Source organism: Corynebacterium minutissimum (genome assembly GCF_000805675.1).
In the GTDB taxonomy this organism is placed as follows: Bacteria; Actinomycetota; Actinomycetes; order Mycobacteriales; family Mycobacteriaceae; genus Corynebacterium; species Corynebacterium minutissimum.
Genome location: NZ_JSEF01000015.1, coordinates 40,952 through 63,302 on the forward strand (window position 1 = coordinate 40,952; position 22,351 = coordinate 63,302).

Genomic DNA, 22,351 nt, shown 5'->3' on the forward strand with positions numbered 1-22,351 from the left:
AAAGTCCAGCCGGCCAACTTTGTTGAACAATACATAAAAGAACTGAGAAAGCAAACTCAGCGAGTGTGATAATTTTCCTGCCTCTGCTGCGATAAATTATTATCATTTCTCACCACTTCGTGCTTATACTGGGGGCACAGCGAAGCAAACGGGCTGTATACGCAGTAGGTGTGAGAATCATTCTCACACCCTGCAAAGCAAGATTGCAGACGAGAATCTTTTCTCACTACAAGGTTGCAGAAGCCCAATAGCTTCGATCGACCACTAGGACAGTAGGAAAGAAAATGTCTCACTCAGTATTGCGACACAATCACGATAGGGACCAACACCCCGAAAACCGCGCAGAAATGCCCGATAGCCTCGCGGTCTCGCAAAGTTCAACCCCTGCATCAGACCAGTCATCTTCCGTCCCCGGCATCGACACCCCGTTCGAAGGGCGCAAGGGTGCCCCGAAGTGGAATAAGGAAGACACCGTATGGATGCTCTCCCTCTTCGGCACCGCCATTGGCGCCGGCGTCCTCTTCCTCCCCATCAACGCCGGTATCGGCGGCATCATCCCGCTCCTCATCATGACTGTCATTGCTCTGCCAATGACCTTCTGGGCACACCGCGGCATGACCCGCTTCGTGCTCTCCAGCTCCAAGCCCGACGGTGACCTCACCGACGTCGTCGAGGAGCACTTCGGCATCAAGGCCGGCGTCTTGATGAACATCTTGTACTTCCTGTCGGTATACCCCATCCTTCTCGTGTACTCGGTGACCATCACCAACACGGTCAATTCCTTCCTGGAGAACCAGCTGGGAATCACACCACCTGATCGCTGGCTCACCTCCCTGCTGCTGGTTGGCGGCCTCATCCTCATTGTGCGTATGGGCAAGGACGTCGTCGTTCACGTCATGTCCTACCTGGTGTACCCCTTCATCGGTGTGCTCGTTCTGCTCTCTATCTACCTCATCCCGAAGTGGAATACCGCTCTGTTTGAGTCCTTCGATCTGAGCGTCGCTCGCGAGGCTTCCGGCCACAGCCTGGGGGTTACCCTGATGCTGCTGGTTCCGGTCATGGTCTTCTCCTTCAACCACTCCCCGATGATTTCCTCCTTTGCAGTTGACCGCCGCCAGACCTACGGCAAGTATGCCGAAGTTAAGGCCAGCAAGACTCTGCTTCGCTCGGAAATCCTGATGGTTGCTGTGGTCATGTTCTTCGTCTTCTCCTGCGCACTCAGCCTCTCCCCGGAGCACCTGGCTGAAGCAAAGGCCCAGAACATCACCATCCTGTCCTACCTGGCAAACCACTTCGATACCCCGGTCATCCAGTGGATTGCTCCTATCATCGCCATGATTGCCGTGGCTAAGTCCTTCCTCGGTCACTACCTCGGTGCTGCTGAAGGATTCGAAGGCCTCATCGTCAAGGGCAGCAAGAAGGCCAACAAGGATGACGCCAAGTCCCTGCGCAAGCTCAACCTCATCACTCTCATCTTCATGCTGGTCACCTCCTGGCTCGTTGCCTGGGCCGACCCCTCCATCCTCGGCATGATTGAAACCCTGTGTGGCCCGACGATTGCCATCATGCTCTTCATCATCCCGATGGTCGCCATCCACAAGGTGCCTGCACTGCAGCGCTTCAAGGGCAAGGCTTCCAACTACTTCGTATTCGTGATGGGCCTGGTTGCACTGGCCACCATCATCTACTCCATCGTCCAGGCCTTCTAGAACCGGCACCCCGCAAGAAACACTCAGAGGATTCAAGGAAAGAACAATGTTCATCAGCATCTTCGATATGTTCAAGATTGGCATCGGCCCCTCCAGCTCCCACACGTTGGGCCCAATGAAGGCAGGCAAGGCGTTCGTTGACGAGCTGCAAGAAAAAGGCCTCTTCGACAAGGTCACCCGAGTACAAGCTAACGTCTACGGCTCACTTTCCCTCACCGGTATCGGCCATTCCACCGACAAGGCCATCCTCCTCGGCCTCGCTGGCGAAGAGCCCGAAACCGTTGACATCGACGGCATCTCCGAGTTCGTCAAAAACGTCCGAGGTAGCGAGAAGCTCATGCTCGGTGGAACTCGTGAGGTTGATTTCCCCAAGGAAGGAGGATTCTTCTTCCACGATGAATACCTCCCTATGCATGAAAACGGTATGTGTCTCATCGCTTTCGCCGGCGAAGAGGACATCCTGCACAAGACCTACTACTCAGTGGGCGGCGGCTTCATTGTCAAACAAGAAGACTTCGCAATGCGCGGTTCAAACAAGGTGGATATCCCCTTCCCGTACTCCAGCGCCGAAGAGATGCTCGAACTGTGTGAAAACAATAACTTGACGCTTCCAGAGCTTGGGTTGGCCAATGAGCTAGCACTGCGTTCACAAGAAGAAGTCACTGAGCACCTGGGCAAGGTACGTGATGTCATGTTCACCGGCATCGAGCGCGGCTCCTCTACCGACGGCCCGCTGCCTGGCTCGCTCCTAGTGCCGCGCCGTGCGGCTGCGCTGAGGCGTCGCCTCGAGCAAAACGATCATCACGACGATGGTCTCGATGTTCTGAGCTGGGTCAATATGTTTGCCTTGGCCATCTCTGAAGAGAACGCATCCTGCGGTCGCGTTGTGACCGCGCCGACTAATGGTGCCTGCGGCGTCGTGCCTGCAGTGCTTGCCTACTACGACAAGTTCGTCGAACCGGTCACTGACGAAATGTTTGCAGACTACATCTTCGCCTGCAATCAGATTGCGTCTTTGTACAAGATGAACGCATCCATCTCCGGCGCTGAGGTTGGCTGCCAGGGCGAAGTGGGTGTCGCTTGCTCCATGGCTGCAGGTGGTCTTGCCCAGCTCATGGGCGCTACCCCAGAGCAAGTATGCGTCGCCGCAGAAATCGGCATGGAACACAAGCTTGGCCTCACCTGCGACCCGGTCCTCGGCCAGGTTCAGGTCCCCTGCATCGAGCGCAATGCTGTCGCTGCTGTTGACTCCATCACCGCAGCTCGCATGGCCCTCGAGCGGGAAAGCAAGCCCTGTGTGTCCCTCGATGAAGTTATTTGGACCATGTACAAGACTGGTAAGGATATGAACGCCAAGTACCGTGAGACGTCGCAAGGCGGTCTGGCACTAGCAGTCCATCCGCCAGTCGCCGTATGCGGCTAGAGACCTCCTAAAGAATCGGTGAGCCGGGTGAGCACAGCAATTTTGCCGCTGGTGTTCACCCGGCTCACCGCTTTCGTGTGGTAACTTCTCTATAAACTGACAGGAATATAAGGACATGCTTCAGCTAATGAATCTCTCTAGCAGCCATGCCTCCGAAGAAAATATCCTCGAGCAGTACGTACCACTCGTCGAATTTCTCGGTCAGGCCATGGGCCCTAATACCGAGATCGTTCTCCATGATCTCGATGTACCCGACCGGTCCATTATTGCTATTGCCAATAGCCATATTTCCGGCCGCGAACTTGGTGGCCCAGTCACGGATTTTGCGCTCTGGTTTATGAAACAGGGTGATGCCGCCGCCGTCCCCATGATGACCGGCTATCGAGCGGTCAACGCCGAAGGCAAAATCTGCCAATCATCCAGCTACTTCATCCGCGATGAAACCGGCCACATGCGAGGCATGCTGTGCATCAACGTCGACGTTTCGGAGTTAATCCACATCCGCGAAGCCGCCGACGCCCTCATCGGCAACGCTGATGATCCGGCATTCGACAAGAAAAAGGCCTTTAGTGGTTATCCCGGGGCTTCGCCTCAGCCCCCGCGCCCCATGGCCGCTGTTCCGGATCAACAAGAACCAGCCGAAGAACACATCAGCGAGTCCTTGGGAACAAACGTCGAGCAGCTGCTTGATTCAATGCTCGATTCTGTAATTTCCAAGCAGACCACGGACGTCTCACGCATGCACCGCGACGAGCGTATTCAGGTGGTCTCCGAATTGGAAGACGCTGGATTCTTCCTCCTCAAGGGCGGGATTGCAGCGGCAGCCTCATGTCTCGGAGTCTCCGAGCCCACGATTTACCGATACCTCGTTACAGTGCGTGGATAGAGGCGAGTGAGATGACTCACCATCGCTAACGTGCCACTGAGCACATTTTCTCCCCGCAGTGCGACTCCCCCAAAAAGGTGGAGCCCTACCGCGGGGATTGAGCTGTTTTGAGCATTCCTCGCATTTAAGGGAACTCAACCGCGTGGAGCAACGTTGTAACTCTTGAAACCGGCGAACAACTCAGGAGGCTTCACGATGACCCACACATCAGCCAACACCGCCACTGGCACTGCAGGTGCCACTTTCGATGAAGAACAGGAAGTAGACCGCGGCTCGCGCCGTAACCAAACCAATGACAATCCCTCCGCGGACCTTGTCCGCGTCTACCTGAACGGAATTGGTAAGACCGCGCTGCTCAGCGCCGAGGACGAGGTGGAACTCGCCCAGGCCATTGAGGTGGGTCTCTACGCCGAATACAAGCTAGCTAATGCTGAGAAGCTGACCCGCGCTGAGAAGCGTGACCTCAAGATTCTTGCCCGCGAAGGCAAGAAGGCTCGCTCCCACCTCCTAGAAGCTAACCTGCGTTTGGTGGTCTCCTTGGCTAAGCGCTACACCGGCCGCGGAATGCCTCTGCTGGATCTTATCCAGGAAGGCAACTTGGGACTTATCCGTGCAATGGAGAAATTCGACTACGCCAAGGGTTTCAAGTTCTCCACCTACGCCACGTGGTGGATCCGTCAGGCCATTACCCGTGGCATGGCTGACCAGTCCCGCACCATCCGCCTTCCTGTGCACTTGGTGGAGCAGGTCAACAAGCTCTCCCGCATTAAGCGTGAGATGTACCAGTCCCTGGGGCGTGAGGCAACGAACGAAGAGCTGGCTGAGGAATCTGGTATCGAGGAATCTAAGATCGAGATGCTGCTGCGCCAGTCCCGTGACCCAGTTTCCCTCGATATGCCGGTAGGTACCGATGAAGAGGCCCCGTTGGGTGACTTCATCGAGGATGCTGAGGCTACCGACGCAGAGACCGCAGTCGTTGCTTCCATGCGCCACTCTGATATTCGCTCCGTCATCGGTTCCTTGGAGGAGCGCGAGCAAGACGTTATTCGCCTGCGCTACGGCCTCGATGACGGTGTGCCGCGCACCTTGGACCAGATTGGCCGCAAGTTCGGCCTGTCCCGTGAACGCGTCCGCCAGATTGAGCGTGAGGTCATGGCCAAGTTGCGTGATGGCAACCGTGCCGACCGCCTCCGCGAGTACGCACTCTAAGTAAAGCTAGCTACGAGCCGCCCAGCGGTCACGGCCCACAGATGTGGCGTGAGCCATCGAGACATCCCTCCTATCCTGTGTCGACTAACCACGGGGTCTGGGAGGTCGACGCTCGGTGGCTTTCGTCGTTTCGCGCCCAACCTCCTTTCCACCTCCCCCAATAAAACTCCGAGCCAACGCTGGAGCAACTAGTGCTCTGTGAGCCACGGAATACGCTATTGTTTAAGTTATTCTCTTAATAGATTGCTATTACCGCGCCTAAACCTATGTGGACGCAGAAAGCCTGCGTGGCAGATACACGCTCGAGGTATCCGCCTAGAATGTTGTTTTAGCCGCTGCTAGCGCTCTGTGCCCAATCCAACCGCCATAACGCAGAAAGGTAAGCCCACGTGAGGGACCTAGTCGACACCACGGAAATGTATCTGCGGACCATTTACGAGCTCGAGGAAGAAGGCATCACCCCGCTGCGTGCCCGTATTGCAGAGCGCCTCGAGCAGTCTGGCCCTACTGTGTCACAGACCGTGGCGCGAATGGAGCGCGACGGTCTCCTTCATGTGCGCACCGACCGCAGCCTTGACCTCACCGCCGAAGGGCGCGAGTTGGCTACCAACGTCATGCGCAAGCATCGCCTCGCTGAGCGTCTGCTGACCGATGTGCTGGGGTTGGATATTCACCAGGTTCACGATGAGGCATGCCGTTGGGAACATGTCATGAGTGAGGAAGTGGAAAAGCGCGTCGTCGCAGTTCTCGAAGATTCTTCTCGCTCACCTTTCGGAAACCCCATTCCGGGTCTGGCACAGCTCGGCGCCTCCCCGGCTGAGCTCGAGCTAGGAACCCGAGCTATCGATTTGCCCAAGGGTGAAGAAACTGAAGCCACAATCGTGCAGATCAACGAGGTCCTCCAAGCGGATAATTCCACTTTCCGTGACCTTTATGCGTCCGGACTTCAGGTTGGCTCACCGGTGACCGTGGTGAATAACAACGGATCCATCACGCTGAGCACCGAAGACGGTAAGACGATTGAGTTAGTCGATGATCTCGCCCACGCAATTCGCGTCGAGGTGAAGTAGCTATGAAGCTTTTGGTCACTGGTGGCGCTGGATACGTCGGTAGCGTGTGCGCTGCGGTCCTTGTGGAAGAAGGCCACGACGTCACAATCATCGATAACTTTTCTACCGGCAATCGGGATGCCGTTCCCGCGCAGGCTCGTCTCGTGGAAGGTGACGTAGCGGATGTGGCTCGTTCCGTTCTTTCCGAGGGCGGTTTCGAGGGCGTTCTTCACTTTGCCGCGCGATCTCTCGTTGGTGAGTCCGTAGAGAAACCCGCAGAGTACTGGCAGCACAATGTGGTCACCACGTTGACGCTTCTCAACGCTATGCGCGAGTTCGATGTGAAGAACCTCGTCTTCTCCTCAACAGCTGCTACTTATGGTGAGCCGGAGCAGGTTCCGATTACAGAAGCGATGCCGACTAAGCCGACCAACCCCTATGGTGCTTCAAAGCTCGCTATCGATGACATGATCACGTCCTTTGCCAAGGCTTATGGCTTAGGCGCTACCTCTCTGCGCTATTTCAACGTGGCCGGTGCCTACGGCACGATTGGTGAGAACCGTGAGGTCGAAACCCACCTCATCCCGCTTGTCCTTCAGGTGGCGTTGGAGCACCGCGATAAGATCTTCATCTTCGGTGATGATTACGACACTGCTGATGGCACCGCTGTTCGCGATTACATCCACATCCGTGACCTTGCGGATGCCCACGTGTTGGCGCTAAGCACCAACACTGAAGGCACCCACCGTATCTATAACTTGGGTTCCGGCGATGGCTACTCTGTCAGACAGGTTATTGAGACCTGCCGCGAGGTGACCGGCCACCCCATCCCGGCAGAGTTAGCTCCCCGGCGCGCAGGAGACCCAGCAACACTGGTAGCTTCCTCCGACAAAATCAAGGCGGAGCTCGGGTGGAATCCGAGCCGCACGGATCTCACCACCATTGTCACCGATGCATGGAACTTCACCCGGCAGCTCGGCGAGCGAGCTCACTCGGCACGCCGCTAGTTACTGGGGTTGTAGGGGTCACTGCAGTTGAAGGGGCTCCGCCTGTCTTGCCAACAGCAGTGTTGTACGCCTCATGGGCCCCACTGCGAATGGTGTCACGTATCTTCTCATGCAGCCCATAGCGGTAGGCCCGACACAGTAGTGAGCCTAGGCGGTGGCTGGGGAACTCTTCTGCCACCGTCTGCAGGGCGGGTCCCGCATGGATTTCCCAATCTAGCTTTAGCTGTGCCAACGCGAAAAGTGTCAGCGCATTCGCTCTGATTTCGCCGTCGAATGTGCGCGCGGCCGCTAGCAATAGGTGTGCGGCCTCCTTCCCTGCTTCCGCGCATTCACCGACCACCAAGTCCCGAGTCCAGGTGGTTGACAGCCACACCGCACATGTCTGAAGCATATCGACATCGCCGGCTGCCTCCTCGACGGTGGTTACCTTGCTGAGCGTCCATTGAACATCGTCCAGAAAGTTATCAATGAGCTCCTTGCGCTTGGCTCCTGTCGCAGCCGCTACGCACGCACGCAATCTCGTCGCGCTATCGCGCGCTTGACGGGCAAGGGCTTCCGCCTCGAGGGCGTCAACGTGAGTGTTTCCACGTGCAAAGACGGAAAAGAAGTCTTCACGGCTGAGTTCCGGAACGACGTTATGGTCCACCAAGGAACGCATCGTGGGGGCGTCGGTCAATGCCGGTACGGTCCCCTCAACCCATTTTTTCATTGGGCCACTACCGTCGGTGTTCACCGTGCCATGGAGCATGGCATAGTGCTCGCCGCACGCAATCTCCCTCACATACCATGCCGCGTCAACATCAATGCCATCACGGACTCGGTCCAAGTTATAGAGCCAACAGGAAATCTCTTCGAGCTCTTCTAGCGGGCGATGCGAGACGAGGAAGGCGAAGATTCCCTCGCACGCCTTATCAGCTAGCGTAGCGGCTATATCTGGAAGGACCTCTTGGGCATCTGCGATGTCGACGCGGGCAATGGGGCCCATGGCAGACCCCCGTGGAGTGGTATCAATGGCCATGAAAATGACCGACTCCGTGGGATAGAAACCTAGGAGACCTGGGATGTTCGCAAGAAGGTGGCCGGGAGTTGTAATCGGTGGGGTGTTGTCTGTGTGTGCTGCGTAAGAACTCATGTCTTCAGCCTGAAGCAGGTACCGCCGCGGTGCCAGAAGCGCGCTTCGGTTTCTGCCGATTCTGTGGATAACCCTCCCCGACCCTCTCTACAGAAGCCACAAAATTGAAGTTATCCACAGATCAGGCTTTAAATCCTGACGTCCCCGCACGACGCGGTGTGGCGCAATCCCTGCTTCTATGGCATGCTAGATCGATCAACACGAGTTTTCACCGGCCTCGCACATCAGATGTCGACAAGGCTGATCCGGTGGGAACCTGGGAATAGGCGGCAGCCCCATAGCGTTGCATGCCACAGAACGCTGATGAAGTCCGTACGCTCGATACCAAGCGCCGGACACGAAGGGAGAGTCACTACACCATGCAGGAAGAACAGCGCCGCATGTATGAGCTGGAGTACCCCGCTCCAGCGGTCAAGGACGATTCCACTGAAGGCAACGGTCCCACCATGATTGTGGCTATGAACGGCTACGCCGATGCCGGGCAGGCAGTGGAGGCTAGCGCGGACCACCTCAAGGCTGCCTTGGACAACCGCCAGCTGGCATCCTTCAACAATGACGAGCTCATCGATTACCGCTCTCGCCGTCCGGCTGTCACCATTGATCATGACCGCACCGTGGAGATCGAAAACACTGATCTCGGCATCAAGGTACTGCGCGATAACTCTGGGAAACCTTTCCTGTTGCTTTCGGGGCCAGAGCCGGATTTGCGGTGGGAGGCGTTTACAGACGCCGTAGTCAACTTAGTGGAAAAGTTCGATATCAAGAACACCATCATGCTCTACTCCGCCCCGATGCCGGTGCCGCACACTCGGCCAACGGTTGTCACTGCACACGGTAATGCGCCTGAACTCCTTAACTCCATGGTGCGCATGGAGTCCACGATGATGGTGCCGGGGGCCGCTGCCCTCTATCTCGAGCGTGCTCTGGATAAGAAGGGCCGCCACGTCGCTGGCTATACCGCTCACGTGCCGCACTACCTAGCGGCATCCCCGTACCCGGCAGCTACGCTTCGCCTATTGGATTCCGTTGCGTCCGCAGTAGATCTCAACATTCCGCTGGGCAGCCTTGAAGCCGACGTTGACCGCATCAACCAGCAACTGGAAGAACAGGTTGTCGATTCAGAGGAGATCGCCGGCGTGGTCAACCAACTCGAAGAGCAGTATGACGCGTACATGGAGCGCTACCGTAAGCGCCATCCGCAAGCGATCATGCCGGGCGAAGAACACATGCCTACTGGTGAGGAAATTGGCGCGGACTTCGAAGCTTTCCTCGCCGGCCTCGACGACGATCCCGATATTCTCTCTGAGAATATCGACGACCGTGAGGACAACTTCGGCAACAACGAAGGTCCAGAGTCCGGCAACGGGGCTGCTGACATGGGCGACGACGTGTAAGTCGTAACTCTCTGACTTTCCCTTCTTCCTCATTGTCTGCCGTCATGAGTGGCCCGCCCCTCTGCGTAGCCACTCATGCTTTCGCCTAAGGTGGGACTGGTGAACCTTTCTCAGATGCTGCCAGATCTCGCCGAAGTCCCCGAGTCAATGGTTGATGAGGCTATTTGGGACACCTTCCAGTCATGGACCTCTGGCCGGGGTATTTCGTTGTATCCCGCCCAGGAAGAGGCTTCCCTTGGCATCCTCGCCGGCGATAACGTCATCCTCGCCACCCCAACTGGTTCCGGTAAGTCCATGGTGGCCAACGCCGCGCACTTTATCGCGCTCGCCCGTGGTCAGCGAAGTTTCTACACTGCGCCCATCAAGGCGCTCGTGAGCGAGAAGTTCTTCGCCCTGTGTGAGATTTTCGGACCGGAGAACGTCGGAATGATGACCGGCGACGCCACCGTCAACGGTTCTGCGCCCATCATCGCCGCGACCGCGGAGATTGTGGCCAACATTGCGCTTCGCGACGGCCCAGAAGCCGCCATCGACCAAGTAGTCATGGACGAGTTTCACTATTACTCCGAACCGGACCGCGGTTGGGCTTGGCAAGTACCGCTTCTGGAGCTACCCAAGGCCCAGTTCCTCCTCATGTCTGCCACCCTCGGTGATACCGCGTGGCTGGAGAAGGACCTCACTGAGCGCACCGGGCGCACCACTACCCTCGTGGCAGGCACCACCCGCCCAGTCCCGCTGGATTTCTCTTACGTGTTCTCCGCAGTGCACGAGACTATCGAAGAGCTCCTTGAATCCGGTAAGGCTCCCATTTACGTGGTGCACTTTTCCCAGCGCGAGGCATCCGAGCGCGCCCAAGCGCTTACTTCTCTTTCAAAGATCATCACACCGCAAGAAAAGGAGGCCATCGCCTCCGAGCTCGGCGCCTTCCGCTTCACCACCACCTTTGGCAAAGATCTGTCGAAACTTCTGCGCAAGGGCATCGGCGTGCACCATGCGGGAATGTTGCCTAAGTACCGCCGCCTAGTGGAGCGCTTGGCGCAGAAAGGCCTTCTCAAGATCATCTGTGGCACTGACACCTTGGGCGTGGGCATTAACGTGCCTATCCGCACGGTACTTATGACGGGCTTGGCCAAGTATGACGGCACGCGCCAGCGCATCCTCAAGTCCCGTGAGTTTCATCAGATTGCAGGCCGTGCCGGACGTGCAGGTTATGACACCGAGGGCACGGTTGTCGTTGAGGCACCTGAACATGAGATTGAGAATGCCAAGGCTCGACGTCGCCTCGGCGATGACCCGGCGCGCCTGAAGAAGCTGAAGAAGAAGTCCGCACGCGACGGCGAGGTTTCTTGGTCGGAGAAGACCTACGCCAGGCTTATCGACGCCGAACCGGAACAACTCACTTCCCAGTTCCGAGTTTCGAACTCGATGTTGCTCAACGTCTTAGCTCGCCACGGCAACGGCTATGAGCATCTCAAGCACCTGCTGCGCACTAGCCACAACACCCGTGCTCGTCAGAACGAGGACATTCTTACCGCGCTTAGCTTGTTCCGCGGCCTGCTGAATGCCGGAGTGGTCCAAAAGTCCACCAAGGGGCTCGATATTTACGGCCGCCCCTATCACGTGGTGCGCGAGATGCCGCGCGACTTTGCTCTCAACCAGCCCCTAGGCCCCTTTGCCCTTGCCGCACTGACTTTGCTGGACCCTGAGTCGGAGTCCTATGCCCTCGATGTCATTTCTGTCTTCGAGTCTGTACTTGATGACCCGCGCCAAGTGCTTATTGCCCAGCAAAAGCAGCGGCGAGGCGAAGAGATCGCAGCGCTCAAGGCGGAGGGCGTGGACTATACCGAGCGCATGGCTATCGTGGAAGACATCACGTGGCCCAAGCCCTTGGAGGAGCTCCTCGAGCAATCATATGAGACCTTTTGCCAGACCAACCCGTGGGCTAAAGAGTTTGAGCTGCGGCCTAAGTCGGTAGTGCGTGACATGCTGGAGAGCGCCATGACGTTCTCAGACCTCGTCGCGACCTACGGCCTTGCTCGTTCGGAAGGCGTTATCCTGCGCTACCTCACTGACGCTTGGCGCACGCTTAAGCAATCCATCCCTGAGGAGTATCTCACCGAAGAGCTTGAGGATATTATCGTGTGGCTCGGTGAGCTCATTCGCCAGGTGGACTCTTCGTTGGTCGATGAATGGGCAGAAATGGCTGGCGAAGACTCCCCTATCTCCCAGAAGGATCTAAACCGAGAGCTTGCTTTCGGGGTAGAGGATCCCACGGCACTGACAGCAAACCAGCGTGCCTTCAGCATCATGGTCCGCAATTACTTCTTCCGACTTGCCCAGCTTTTCGCTTTGGAGAAGGAAGACCGGCTGGCCGAGCTGCTGGACTATCTCGATGAGGTTCCGGACTTTGGTGAGGCGCTTGACGCGTACTTCGAAGATTACGACGATATCGACGTCGGTCCGGCTGCACGTGGACCCGAATACTTCGTCCTCGACAAGGGCGACACGTCAGCGAAATCAGGATCACGGTCGTGGACTGTGCGCCAAATCCTCAAGGATCCTGAAGACGACAATTCCTACCAGATCGTCGGCACCGTGGATTTGGACGCGTCGGATGAAGCGGGCGAGGTACGCCTGTCTGAGCTGCACGTAGAGTACTAAAAACTCAGCGGAACATTAATAGACTCCACCTGACAAAGCCTGAATACTACGCGCTCAATTTCACGTAAAGAGTACAGTGGGTGGCGCTATGACTCGACCAGATTCTCCAGCCACCAACATTCGTCTCGCCGGCGTACACTTCGATACGCATGAAGAAGCCGTCACGGTGCATTGGCTGCTCGGCGGTCTACCCCATCACCGTGACGTGGTCTTTACCCTCCACACAGTCGACCTCGAACTCACCGTCCGCTTCGACAATGAGCACTTAGAATCCATGAACATCGCATCCTTCGGGGAAGACGAACGCGATATCCAACGCACGGTGGAATATGAATACACCTACACCCCAGAAGCACTGGCAGTGACCGTCCCGTCCTCACATTTCGAACTGCAGGACCAAGTCTTTACCATGGCCCTTTCCGTAGACGGCACGTCCTGCGGTGAATGGACCGGAACTGTTACCTAAGGCTAGCTACATCCACCTCATCTAAGGCTGCGCTACCGCCGCTCAGCTTAGCCTACACACGCTTTACAAGCCTGTGACCAGCGGTAATACTTAGATATAGAAAGTTCTCTAGACAACTGAGAACCTGAGCTAAGTAAAGGAGCGGGCCATGACCATTCACAGCAACGAGCCCCACGGCGCGTCCCACAACGCGCGGCTGAATTCTTTGCGGGCCGGTGTGCTCGGCGCGAATGACGGTATCGTCTCCGTCGCCGCACTTCTGTTAGGCGTGGTGGGATCGGGGGCGTCGGCAAGCGCCATCCTCACTGCTGGTCTCGCAGCCACCGTTTCCGGCGCCGCCTCGATGGCGCTTGGCGAATACGTATCCGTCTCTGCCCAGCGCGATTCCGAGCGGATGATGATCGCCAAGGAAACACGCGAACTCGAAGAGCTTCCCGAGCAGGAGCACGAGGAATTGGTAACCATGCTCTCCAGCTATGGCATGGGTCGGACAACTGCAGACACTGCAGCGCGTGAAATTGCCGCCGAAGACAGGCTTCTCGAAGCACACCTGCGTTTAGAGATTGGCATCGACGGTGAAGACCTCACCAACCCGTGGCATGCGGCGTTCTGGTCAGCCGTGTCTTTCTTGGCAGGCGCCTGCCTGCCCTTGCTGTCCATCTTCCTTGCTTCGGCGAAAACAGCAGCGCTTACCGTCGCCATTGTCACGCTCATCGCCCTCGCCGTCACCGGATATGTATCCGCCCGCCTCGCAGACACCGACACTACCCGTTCTGTTCTGCGACTGGTTATCGGTGGCGCCTTGGGGTTGGCCATCACCTACGGCATCGGTGTTGCCTTTGGTGGAGTCGTGGGCTAGTCCTGTCGCACAGGTCCAAAGCGGCTCCCACAATGCAGAAACGTCCCACCACCGTGACTACGGTGTGGGACGTTTCGAGGATTAAGCAGTAAAAGCTTGACTCTTAAGCATTGCGTACGGCCTCAGCCTGCAGCGCCTGAGCTACAGCCTGGACCACGCCGGCAACCTTGATGCTTTCCCAAATCTGCTCCTTGGTCATGCCTTCCTCGAGCAGAGTCTTAGCGTGGGCAGAAAGGCAATGCTCACAGCCGTTAATGGCGGAAACTACGGTGTTCCACAGCTCGAACGTGGCCTTGTCCACGCCCGGCTTAGAGATGATGTTCATGCGCAGGCCAAACTTCACCTGTGCATAGTCATCACCCAACCAGCTCTTCGCACGGTAGGCCACGTTGTTCATGGCCATCACCGTGGCGGCACCGAGGGCGGCGTCAATAGCTTCCTCGCTCAGGTGCTCGCGAGCATCCTCCAGGATCTCCTTGAGCACCTGGTCATTGCGGGTAGCGGCTGCAGCAGCAACCAGGCTGCCCCACAGCTGCTCCTCGTTAAGCTCGGTGGTGCGAGAAAGCGTACCAAGGTTAAGTTTCTGATCCTTGGCATAAGCCGGAAGTGCGGACTTCAAGTTATCGATAGACACTGAGGGTCTCCTTTCGAGAGCTCTCTGTTTAGACAGCGGCCTCTGGTTAGAGGGCGGACTGAACGACGTCCAGCTTGTTGATGTTCTTCGTTGGGTCGTTAGCCTCCCAGTTGCAGGCACAGACCTCTTCCGACTGCAATGCGTCAAGCACACGCAGAACCTCATCAACATTGCGGCCCACAGCGTCCGGGGTCACGGAGACGAACTGGATAACGCCATCTGGGTCGATAATGAAGGTGGCACGGTCTGCCACTCCATCGGCGTTCTCCACACCGAGGGCACGAATCAGGTCGTGGCGAATGTCGGAGAACATCGGGAACGGAACTTCCTTGAGCTCCGGGTGGGTAGCGCGCCAGTTGAAGTGTGCGTACTCGTTATCGGTGGAGCCGCCGAGGATCTGGGTATCGCGGTCCTGGAATTCCTCATCCAGCTTGCCAAAGGCAGCAATCTCAGTCGGGCACACGAAGGTGAAGTCCTTCGGGTAGAAGAACACAACCTTCCACATGCCACGGTACTTATCCAGGGACACCTGCTCGAAGTAGTCCTCCGGCTGGTTCGCGTTTACGTCGTGCAGATCGCCGCCCTTGAGCGCGGTCAACTCGAACTCGGGGAACTTTTCGCCGACGGTCAGGATAGACATAGAAAGGGTCAACTCCTTGAAGAAACTGTGATGCAAATCTCCGTAACCACACGCCAGTGTGCCACCACGCAGGCGCATAGCCACTCACCTGCCAAGTATGCCAACAGTTTCTTTGCAAGTCAATAGTTTGACTTATTTATAAGTGTTAGAGTTATAGGCATGAACAATAAGGAGTATCGTCCGACGCTAGCCCAGCTGCGCACCTTCGTCACCATCGCGGAGAATAAACACTTTGGAACCGCAGCGTCCAAGCTCGATATCTCCCAGCCATCCCTGTCACAAGCCCTCGTTGCCTTGGAACAGGGCCTCGGCATACAACTCATCGAGCGCTCTACCCGAAAGGTCATCGTCACCTCCGTTGGCGAAGAGCTCCTCCCCTTTGCCAAGGCAGCCCTTGAGGCCTCCGATGCTTTCCTCGCCCGCGCCCGCGGGGCTAATGGCACGCTTACCGGCCCCTTGACCATTGGCGTCATCCCCACTATCGCGCCGTATATCCTCCCGGAACTCCTCCAGTCCATCACGGAGGTCTACCCCGAACTCGAACCGCGCTTCGTGGAGGAGCAGACTCAACACTTGCTCGACAAACTTCGTGAAGGCACGATCGACCTCGCCATTACGGCCCTTCCCACCGAGGCCGCCGGCATGGTGGAAGTGCCGCTCTACGCTGAGCACTTCACTGTCGTTACGCCCTCCAAGCACCCTCTAGCAGGGCGCTCCGATCTCACACTAAAGCAACTCGAAGACCTCGACTTATTACTGCTTGATGATGGCCATTGCCTCCGCGACCAGGCGCTCGACCTCTGCCGGCGGGCCAAGATTAACCCCTCCGAAGCAACGAATGCAGTCACCCGCGCATCATCACTCACCACCATTCTGCAACTCGTCATGGGCGGACTCGGTACCACGCTCGTGCCCGAGTCAGCGCTGGCAACCGAATGCACGAGCCCTGATCTAGCAGTAGCGCGTTTTGCACCTGCCGTTACCGCCGAGCGACAGGTAGGCCTGACGTTCCGGTCGTCCGCAGCGCGCGCCGAAGAATTCCACGCCTTCGGCTCACTGGTCACCTCTGCCTACCAGGCAGCGGTGGAACGCTCACGTGCACTCGTTCCCGTCACCTCCCCTCACGACTAAAACGACAAACGCCACCGTCTTGCCTTCACGCTATGACGCGTGAAGAAAGAGGTGGCGTTTACAACCGCCCAGTAGAGCGGGATTCTAATTACGCAGCCGGAGCATAGCGGCCCTGGCACTGACGGCATAGATGCGCCGTGGCCAATTGCATTGCCGGAGCGATGACCACAAGTGCCAAGCCCAGAGTAATTACAGAAGCCGCAACGAGAAGGCCCGACAGCACGAGGAGCAGCAGGATGTGGCTGTAGTTCTGCTTGCCCAACTTCAGGCCCTGAGAGAATGCCTCACCGATGGAGGAGGTATCCGCGGCCAACCACGGCATCAAGGTGAAGAAAGGCTGAATGAACAAGGCAATGAGTCCAACCACAATCACACCGCCAAACACAGAGCCTACGAGGGCCAGGATTTGGCCCTCCTCGAGCTGCTCCATGCTGTTGGCGCCCGTCGCCGCAGCACCACCGAAGCCCAAGAAAAAGATTGCGACAATGGCGATCACCATGGCAATAGTCGCAAGCACACCCAGCACGAGGTTGACGACCAACGGCTGCACCCAGCGAACACCTTGGAAGAGGGTTCCCCACGTCGGCTTAGGCGTGTCAATCTCGCGGTACGCCAAGCGGTAGACGATCAAACTGATAACCAAGGCTAGGATGCTCACGAGAAACGACAGGAAATTAACAGTCAGACCTGTTTCCACGCTATCGCTGTCCTGCTGAACGATACTCAGAGAAATCTGCGGAACAACCTGAACGATTCCGACCACGAAGGCACCCAGAATCCAGAGCACCGGATTCTTCAGTGCAGCACCGAAGCCCCACTTAATAGCCTCGATAGCGCTCACTGGGCCGGTGTAGGCGGGGCCTGCCTGCGGGCCGGGGCCTGCGTAGCTGCCGTCCTCACCATAGTTAGCACCAGCGTAGCCTGGCTGGCCGGTGTTGTAGGCACCGTAGCCGCCATATTCTTGGCTTGCGCCATAGGCGTTCGCGCCTGGCTGTCCCGCACCTTGAGAGTTTCCACCGAAACCCTCATTCGAGCCATAGCCGCCGTTGGCGCCGTATCCGCCAGGTTGGCCGAAACCTGCCTGGTCTTCCGGGTGGTTTGTCGGCTCATAACGCGGCAAACCACCGTTGTTTCCAGCACCGTTGTTAGCGCCGTTGCCGAAACCGTTGTTGGAGGAATTGTCCTCCGATTTAGGGTCAAAGGGATTAGTCATTGTTCGTGTCCTTTACATCTTTGGTCACACAGACAACACGAGCGTACCAACAACTTCATGAAAATCCGTGAGCGAGTAGACTTTTAGGGCGATTATGACTGCAACTCGCGATGAACTCTATAGCGCTCTCACTAACGTTTCGTTGAGTGATGAACGCGCATTCCGCCGCCGCCTCCGTAAAGCCCGCGCCCCAAAGGCCCTCGAAGCAATTGGCGCAGATATTGCCGCAGCACAACAGCGCGTGGCCGCCATCGACGCTGGAGTGCCGGACATCACGTACCCAGAGCAGCTTCCCGTTACCTCACGTCGGGAGGACCTCGCCGAGGCCATCGCGAACAACCAGGTGGTCATTATTGCCGGTGAGACTGGTTCCGGTAAGACAACCCAGATTCCAAAGATCTGTCTGGAGCTAGGCCGCGGGCGCCGTGGTCTCATTGGCCATACCCAGCCCCGCCGTCTCGCTGCCCGCACGGTCGCTGAGCGCATCGCCGACGAGCTCGGTCAATCCATCGGGGAATCTGTTGGTTACGCCATTCGCTTCGATGACAAGGTGTCTTCCACGACCGCTGTCAAACTCATGACCGACGGTATTTTGCTTGCAGAAATGCAGCGCGACCGTTTCCTCAACGCTTACGACACCATCATTATCGACGAGGCCCACGAGCGCTCCCTCAACATTGACTTCCTGTTGGGCTACCTCAAGCGGCTTCTTCCTAAACGGCCAGATCTCAAGGTCATCATCACTTCTGCCACTATTGACCCAGAGCGCTTTGCCGCACACTTCGCTGACGCCGATGGTGAACCTGCCCCTATCATCGAGGTCTCCGGACGCACCTACCCGGTAGAGATCCGTTACCGTCCGTTGGAGATTGAATCTGGTGGCAAAACCATTGATATCGATCCCTTGGACGCCCTGTGTGAGGCCATCGAAGAGCTCATGACCGAGGGCGAAGGCGATATCCTTTGTTTCTTCCCCGGTGAACGCGATATCCGCGATGCTATGGAAGCCATTGAGGGCCGCCACTGGCGCGGTGTGGAAGTCACTCCCTTATTTGGACGACTGTCCAACCAAGAGCAGCACCGAGTATTTAGCCCGCATAGCGGGCGAAGAATCGTGCTCTCCACCAACATTGCCGAAACGTCACTGACTGTTCCCGGTATCCGCTATGTCGTGGACACCGGCACCGCGCGTATTTCGCGCTACTCCACCCGCACCAAGGTCCAGCGTCTGCCTATTGAGCCTATTTCCCAGGCCAGCGCCAACCAACGCTCTGGCCGTTGTGGACGTGTGGCTGACGGCATTGCCATTCGCCTCTACAGCGAGCAGGACTTCCTCTCTCGCCCCGAGTTCACTGACCCGGAGATTTTGCGCACCAATCTGGCCAGCGTCATTCTTCAGATGATTTCGCTACGGCTAGGCGATATTTCGGAGTTTCCTTTCGTCCAGCCCCCCGAGCCTAAAGCCGTACGCGATGGTTTGCTTCTCCTGCACGAACTGGGTGCGCTCCAGCAAAAAGAAAAAGATGGCCTTCCCGTCTTGACTCACGTGGGACGAGACTTGGCGCGCATTCCAGTCGATCCGCGGATGGCCCGCATGCTCGTCGAGGCCAATACATCAGGCTGCCTTACCGACGTCATGATCATTGTCGCCGCCATGACTATCCAAGACGTGCGCGAGCGCCCCCTAGACAAGCAAACTCAAGCGGACCAGTCCCATGCCCGGTTCAAGGACAAGACCTCAGACTTCCTGTCCATGCTCAACCTCTGGGACTTTGTCCAGGAAGCCCGCGAAGAAATGAGCGGAAATGCCTTCCGCAAACGCATGAAAGCGGATTTCCTGCACTATATGCGCATCCGCGAGTGGTTCGACCTCGTGCGCCAACTGCGTGACGTGGCCAAGCAACTGGGTTGGAAAGCTCAGGAAGGCACGGAACGACGCCCAGATGACATCCATATGTCTCTGCTTTCTGGATTGCTCTCCAACATTGGCGCCCGCGACGGCAATTCCAAGGAATTTATTGGCGCGCGGAATACCCGCTTCCTCGTCTTCCCTGGCTCCGCGCTGGCGAAGAAACCTCCAGAGTTCCTCATGGCCGCTGAACTAGTCGAGACCTCTCGGCTGTGGGCGCGCGATGTCGCCGCAATTGACCCAGCTTGGGTAGAAAAGCTTGCAGAAGACCTGCTTAAGCACAACTATTCTGATCCTACGTGGTCTCGCAAACGCGGTTCCGCGGTAGCGACGCAGCGTTCGACGCTGTACGGCGTCACCGTCGTGGCGGACCGCACGGTGCCCTATCACCATGTAGATAAGGCTGCAGCTCGCGATATGTTCATTCGCAATGCGCTTGTCGACGGCGACTGGACCACCCACCACCACTTCTTCCATGACAATAAGCGCAAACTCGCTGAGGCTTCCGAGTTCGAGGAGAAGGCCCGTCGGCGTGGACTCGTCGTGGATGAAGACACGTTGTTCGATTTCTATGACCAGCGCATCCCTGAAAATGTCACCACGGCGAAGCACTTCGACTCCTGGTGGAAGAAACAGAAGAACAAGCATCTTCTTGACTTTGACCCTACAAAGCTTCTCGACGATGACCATGACGTCACGGAAGAGGCCTTCCCAGATCGCTGGCTCAAGGGCAGTATTGATTACGACCTCTCCTACAAATTCGAGCCTGGTGATCCCCTCGACGGTGTCACCCTCATGGTCCCTGTGCCGCTGCTTGCAGGCCTCGACACCGAGGGTTTCGATTGGCTCGTCCCTGGCCTGCGACTCGAACTCGTTACTGAGCTCATTCGTTCCTTGCCCAAGGCGCTGCGCCGTACTGTCGTCCCGGCACCCGAATTTGCTGAGAGAGCACTGCCCAAGCTTTTGCCCTACGAAGGGCGCATTACCGAGCAGCTCGCAGCAGTTCTACAAGAGATGGGCGGGCAGGGCATCAATGCCAGTGATTTCCGTCCTGAACAGCTGGACCCGCACTTGCGTATGAATTTCGCTGCGGTGGACAAACGCGGCAAGGTCATTGACTCCGATCGTGATCTCAAGGCGTTAGTCCAGCGACAGGCAGGTCATATTTCCTCCTCGGTATCCCGAGTGGGCCGCAAATCTGAATCCAAGGCTGTCAAAGAGTGGTCCGACGACACTTTGGGCAGCATCGATGAGGAAGTTACCACCGTGGTAGATGGCCATGAGGTCACCGCTTACCCTGCGCTGGTGGCAACCAAGGAAGGCGTCGCCCTTAAAGTGCACCCCACTAAGGCGGCTGCCGACGCCTCCATGATCACCACTACACTCACTCTTCTTCTCCGTGAGATTTCCGTGAGCACACAGCAGATGGTCAAGGGTCTACCGCTGCAACAACGAGTTGCTGTTGATGCATACCCGCATGGAGGCGCTGATGGTCTGGTTAATGACGCCCGTGTCGCTGCTGTACGCGACATCATGATGGAAAAGGGCGGCCCTGTTCGCAGTCCAGCGGAGTTCACCGCACTTCTCAACGCAGTTAAACCAGAGGTACCAAGCCGTGTACGGCAGTCAGTAGTCGCGATTGCACCGGGCCTAGCAGAGTTTTCCAACCTCTCGGCAGAACTTAAGCACTGGGAAGGCCCGGCTATCGACGACATACGCGCACAGCTCGAGTTCCTGCTGCCGCCGAATGCTCTGACGATCCACGGTATTCAGCATTTGCGTCACCTCCCCCGCTATATTCAGGCCGCACGGATCCGTCTCGAGGACATGAACCTCGATCCGGACCGTGACGCTGACCGCCAGGCCGACGTTGATGAGGCCAAGGCTTACCTAGCCAATCGTCTCCGTAATCTCCCTGCCGGGCGAGAAAAGACGCGTGAGGTCAAGGACATCTACTGGATGATAGAGGAGCTGCGCGTATCGCTTTTTGCTCAGCGCTTAGGCACTGCTCACGCAGTATCGCTGCGCCGAGTACAGAAAGCAGCCGATAAGTTGCGTTAAAAAGAGTCCCTATCCCGACGGCGCATAAGACGAATCTCCGACTCAAAGTCGTCCGCGCTTTCAAAGGACTTGTAGACCGAAGCGAAGCGAAGGTAGGCAACCTCATCAAGGTCACGCAGGGGTTCTAGGATTGCCAAACCAATGTCATTGGCATTGACTTGGGAAGAACCGTGGCTGCGGATAGTTTCCTCAACTTCCTGCGCCAGCTTCTTCAGCGAATCGTCGCTGACGTCGCGGCCCTGGCAGGCTCGCTGCACACCGCGAATAAGTTTGTCGCGACTGAAGGGTTCCGCGAGGCCACTGCGTTTGACCACCAACAGAACGGCTTTTTCAACCGTCGTAAAACGGCCTTTACACGCAGTGCACTCTCGCCGACGGCGGATCGAGGTACCGCTATCTACTACGCGAGAGTCAATAACGCGCGACTGTTCATTGTGACAGAACGGGCAATACACGGCGCGGCATCCTTCCTCGGGGTCGTACACATGTGCCGCTCCGAGTGAACTAACCCAGAAAATGGGCCGTTGATTCTCATAAAACAAGGCGCGGCATATCGCCCCGTAGTCTACTCACTGCTTAACCGACTGGGTACCTACCAGTCCCGTTGTTGGCCCCTAGTGAGAAGATGCCACTGCAGAAGGCGACGATGCCGGCACAAACGACGCCTCACTGTCGATGCTCAGCCCTCCCCACACAGTGCCGACGAATACTGCTACACCAAAGACAGCGCCAAGGACATAGTTACCTACGTTCGAGCTACCCCAGCGTCGATTCGAGTCCGAATTCAGGGTAGAAGCACGAGAGCGAAGCTTTTCCCGGCTACGCTCCTGTGTTCTATCTATCGGAGATAAAGTTCGAACATCAGGAGAGTGACGCAATGATTGACGTGGTGCGGATTGAGGTGCCGCAGGTTCCCACACCATCGCTGGCGGAACAACTGCAGGTCGAGAAATTCCTACCTCGTCACG

17 protein-coding genes are annotated in these 22,351 nt (G+C 57.2%); 12 read left to right on the top strand and 5 right to left on the bottom strand.

Annotation, left to right across the window (positions count from 1 at the left end; translation table 11 throughout):
• The first annotated feature begins 347 nt into the window (after positions 1–347).
• The 6 genes from NX84_RS08265 to galE all read left to right on the top strand — a co-directional run bounded on the left by NX84_RS08265 (position 348) and on the right by galE (position 7,283).
• A complete protein-coding gene (locus NX84_RS08265) occupies positions 348–1,709 on the top strand; it encodes an SLC5/6 family protein (protein ID WP_370664346.1) in 1,362 nt (453 codons plus the stop codon).
• A gap of 46 nt (positions 1,710–1,755) precedes the next feature.
• Positions 1,756–3,132 carry an L-serine ammonia-lyase gene (locus NX84_RS08270; protein ID WP_039675753.1) on the top strand — a complete coding sequence of 459 codons (1,377 nt, stop codon included), beginning with the start codon at positions 1,756–1,758 and terminating at the stop codon, positions 3,130–3,132.
• A 127-nt stretch (positions 3,133–3,259) separates the two neighbouring features.
• Positions 3,260–4,018: a helix-turn-helix transcriptional regulator gene (locus NX84_RS08275; RefSeq protein WP_231913814.1), complete on the top strand. Its 759-nt coding sequence runs from the start codon at positions 3,260–3,262 to the stop codon at positions 4,016–4,018.
• A 195-nt stretch (positions 4,019–4,213) separates the two neighbouring features.
• Positions 4,214–5,227 (top strand): sigma-70 family RNA polymerase sigma factor, encoded by a 1,014-nt coding sequence (locus NX84_RS08280; protein WP_039675757.1) that lies wholly within the window; start codon positions 4,214–4,216, stop codon positions 5,225–5,227.
• A 389-nt stretch (positions 5,228–5,616) separates the two neighbouring features.
• Positions 5,617–6,297: a metal-dependent transcriptional regulator gene (locus NX84_RS08285; RefSeq protein WP_039675759.1), complete on the top strand. Its 681-nt coding sequence runs from the start codon at positions 5,617–5,619 to the stop codon at positions 6,295–6,297.
• Positions 6,298–6,299: 2 nt separating this feature from the next.
• Complete coding sequence (gene galE / locus NX84_RS08290; protein ID WP_039675761.1) at positions 6,300–7,283, top strand: UDP-glucose 4-epimerase GalE; 984 nt, start codon at positions 6,300–6,302, stop codon at positions 7,281–7,283.
• On the opposite strand, the gene NX84_RS08295 is transcribed toward galE, so the two are convergent.
• Entirely contained in the window at positions 7,240–8,415 is a 1,176-nt protein-coding gene (locus tag NX84_RS08295; protein ID WP_082013939.1) for a DUF4192 domain-containing protein, read from the bottom strand. The genes galE and NX84_RS08295 overlap by 44 nt on opposite strands.
• A 359-nt stretch (positions 8,416–8,774) precedes the next feature.
• Between NX84_RS08295 and NX84_RS08300 the strand changes: the two genes are divergently transcribed.
• The 4 genes from NX84_RS08300 (at position 8,775) to NX84_RS08315 (ending at position 13,795) form a co-directional block, all read left to right on the top strand.
• Positions 8,775–9,809: a PAC2 family protein gene (locus tag NX84_RS08300; protein ID WP_039675763.1), complete on the top strand. Its 1,035-nt coding sequence runs from the start codon at positions 8,775–8,777 to the stop codon at positions 9,807–9,809.
• 99 nt (positions 9,810–9,908) lie between these two features.
• Positions 9,909–12,470, top strand: coding sequence for a DEAD/DEAH box helicase (locus tag NX84_RS08305; RefSeq protein ID WP_039675765.1), 2,562 nt, complete (start codon positions 9,909–9,911; stop codon positions 12,468–12,470).
• A gap of 88 nt (positions 12,471–12,558) precedes the next feature.
• On the top strand, positions 12,559–12,936 hold the full coding sequence (locus NX84_RS08310) for a hypothetical protein (RefSeq protein ID WP_039675767.1): 378 nt from the start codon (positions 12,559–12,561) through the stop codon (positions 12,934–12,936).
• 148 nt (positions 12,937–13,084) lie between these two features.
• A complete protein-coding gene (locus NX84_RS08315; RefSeq protein WP_039675769.1) occupies positions 13,085–13,795 on the top strand; it encodes a VIT1/CCC1 transporter family protein in 711 nt (236 codons plus the stop codon).
• A gap of 103 nt (positions 13,796–13,898) precedes the next feature.
• Here NX84_RS08315 and ahpD read toward each other — a convergent pair whose 3' ends face one another.
• Entirely contained in the window at positions 13,899–14,429 is a 531-nt protein-coding gene (ahpD, locus tag NX84_RS08320) for an alkylhydroperoxidase, AhpD family (protein WP_039675771.1), read from the bottom strand.
• A 46-nt stretch (positions 14,430–14,475) separates the two neighbouring features.
• Positions 14,476–15,069, bottom strand: coding sequence for a peroxiredoxin (locus tag NX84_RS08325; RefSeq protein ID WP_039675772.1), 594 nt, complete (start codon positions 15,067–15,069; stop codon positions 14,476–14,478).
• 159 nt (positions 15,070–15,228) lie between these two features.
• On the opposite strand from NX84_RS08325, the gene NX84_RS08330 reads away from it, so the two are divergent.
• Positions 15,229–16,200, top strand: coding sequence for a hydrogen peroxide-inducible genes activator (locus tag NX84_RS08330; protein WP_039675773.1), 972 nt, complete (start codon positions 15,229–15,231; stop codon positions 16,198–16,200).
• 88 nt (positions 16,201–16,288) lie between these two features.
• Here the strand turns inward: NX84_RS08330 and NX84_RS08335 are convergent, their stop codons facing one another.
• Positions 16,289–17,413: a hypothetical protein gene (locus NX84_RS08335; protein ID WP_039675774.1), complete on the bottom strand. Its 1,125-nt coding sequence runs from the start codon at positions 17,411–17,413 to the stop codon at positions 16,289–16,291.
• 94 nt (positions 17,414–17,507) lie between these two features.
• Here NX84_RS08335 and hrpA point away from each other — a divergent pair, with 94 nt between their 5' ends.
• Complete coding sequence (gene hrpA, locus NX84_RS08340) at positions 17,508–21,383, top strand: ATP-dependent RNA helicase HrpA (RefSeq protein WP_039675776.1); 3,876 nt, start codon at positions 17,508–17,510, stop codon at positions 21,381–21,383.
• Here hrpA and nrdR read toward each other — a convergent pair.
• Positions 21,380–21,838, bottom strand: coding sequence for a transcriptional regulator NrdR (nrdR, locus tag NX84_RS08345; RefSeq protein WP_039675778.1), 459 nt, complete (start codon positions 21,836–21,838; stop codon positions 21,380–21,382). The genes hrpA and nrdR overlap by 4 nt on opposite strands.
• Positions 21,839–22,351: the final 513 nt, after the last annotated feature.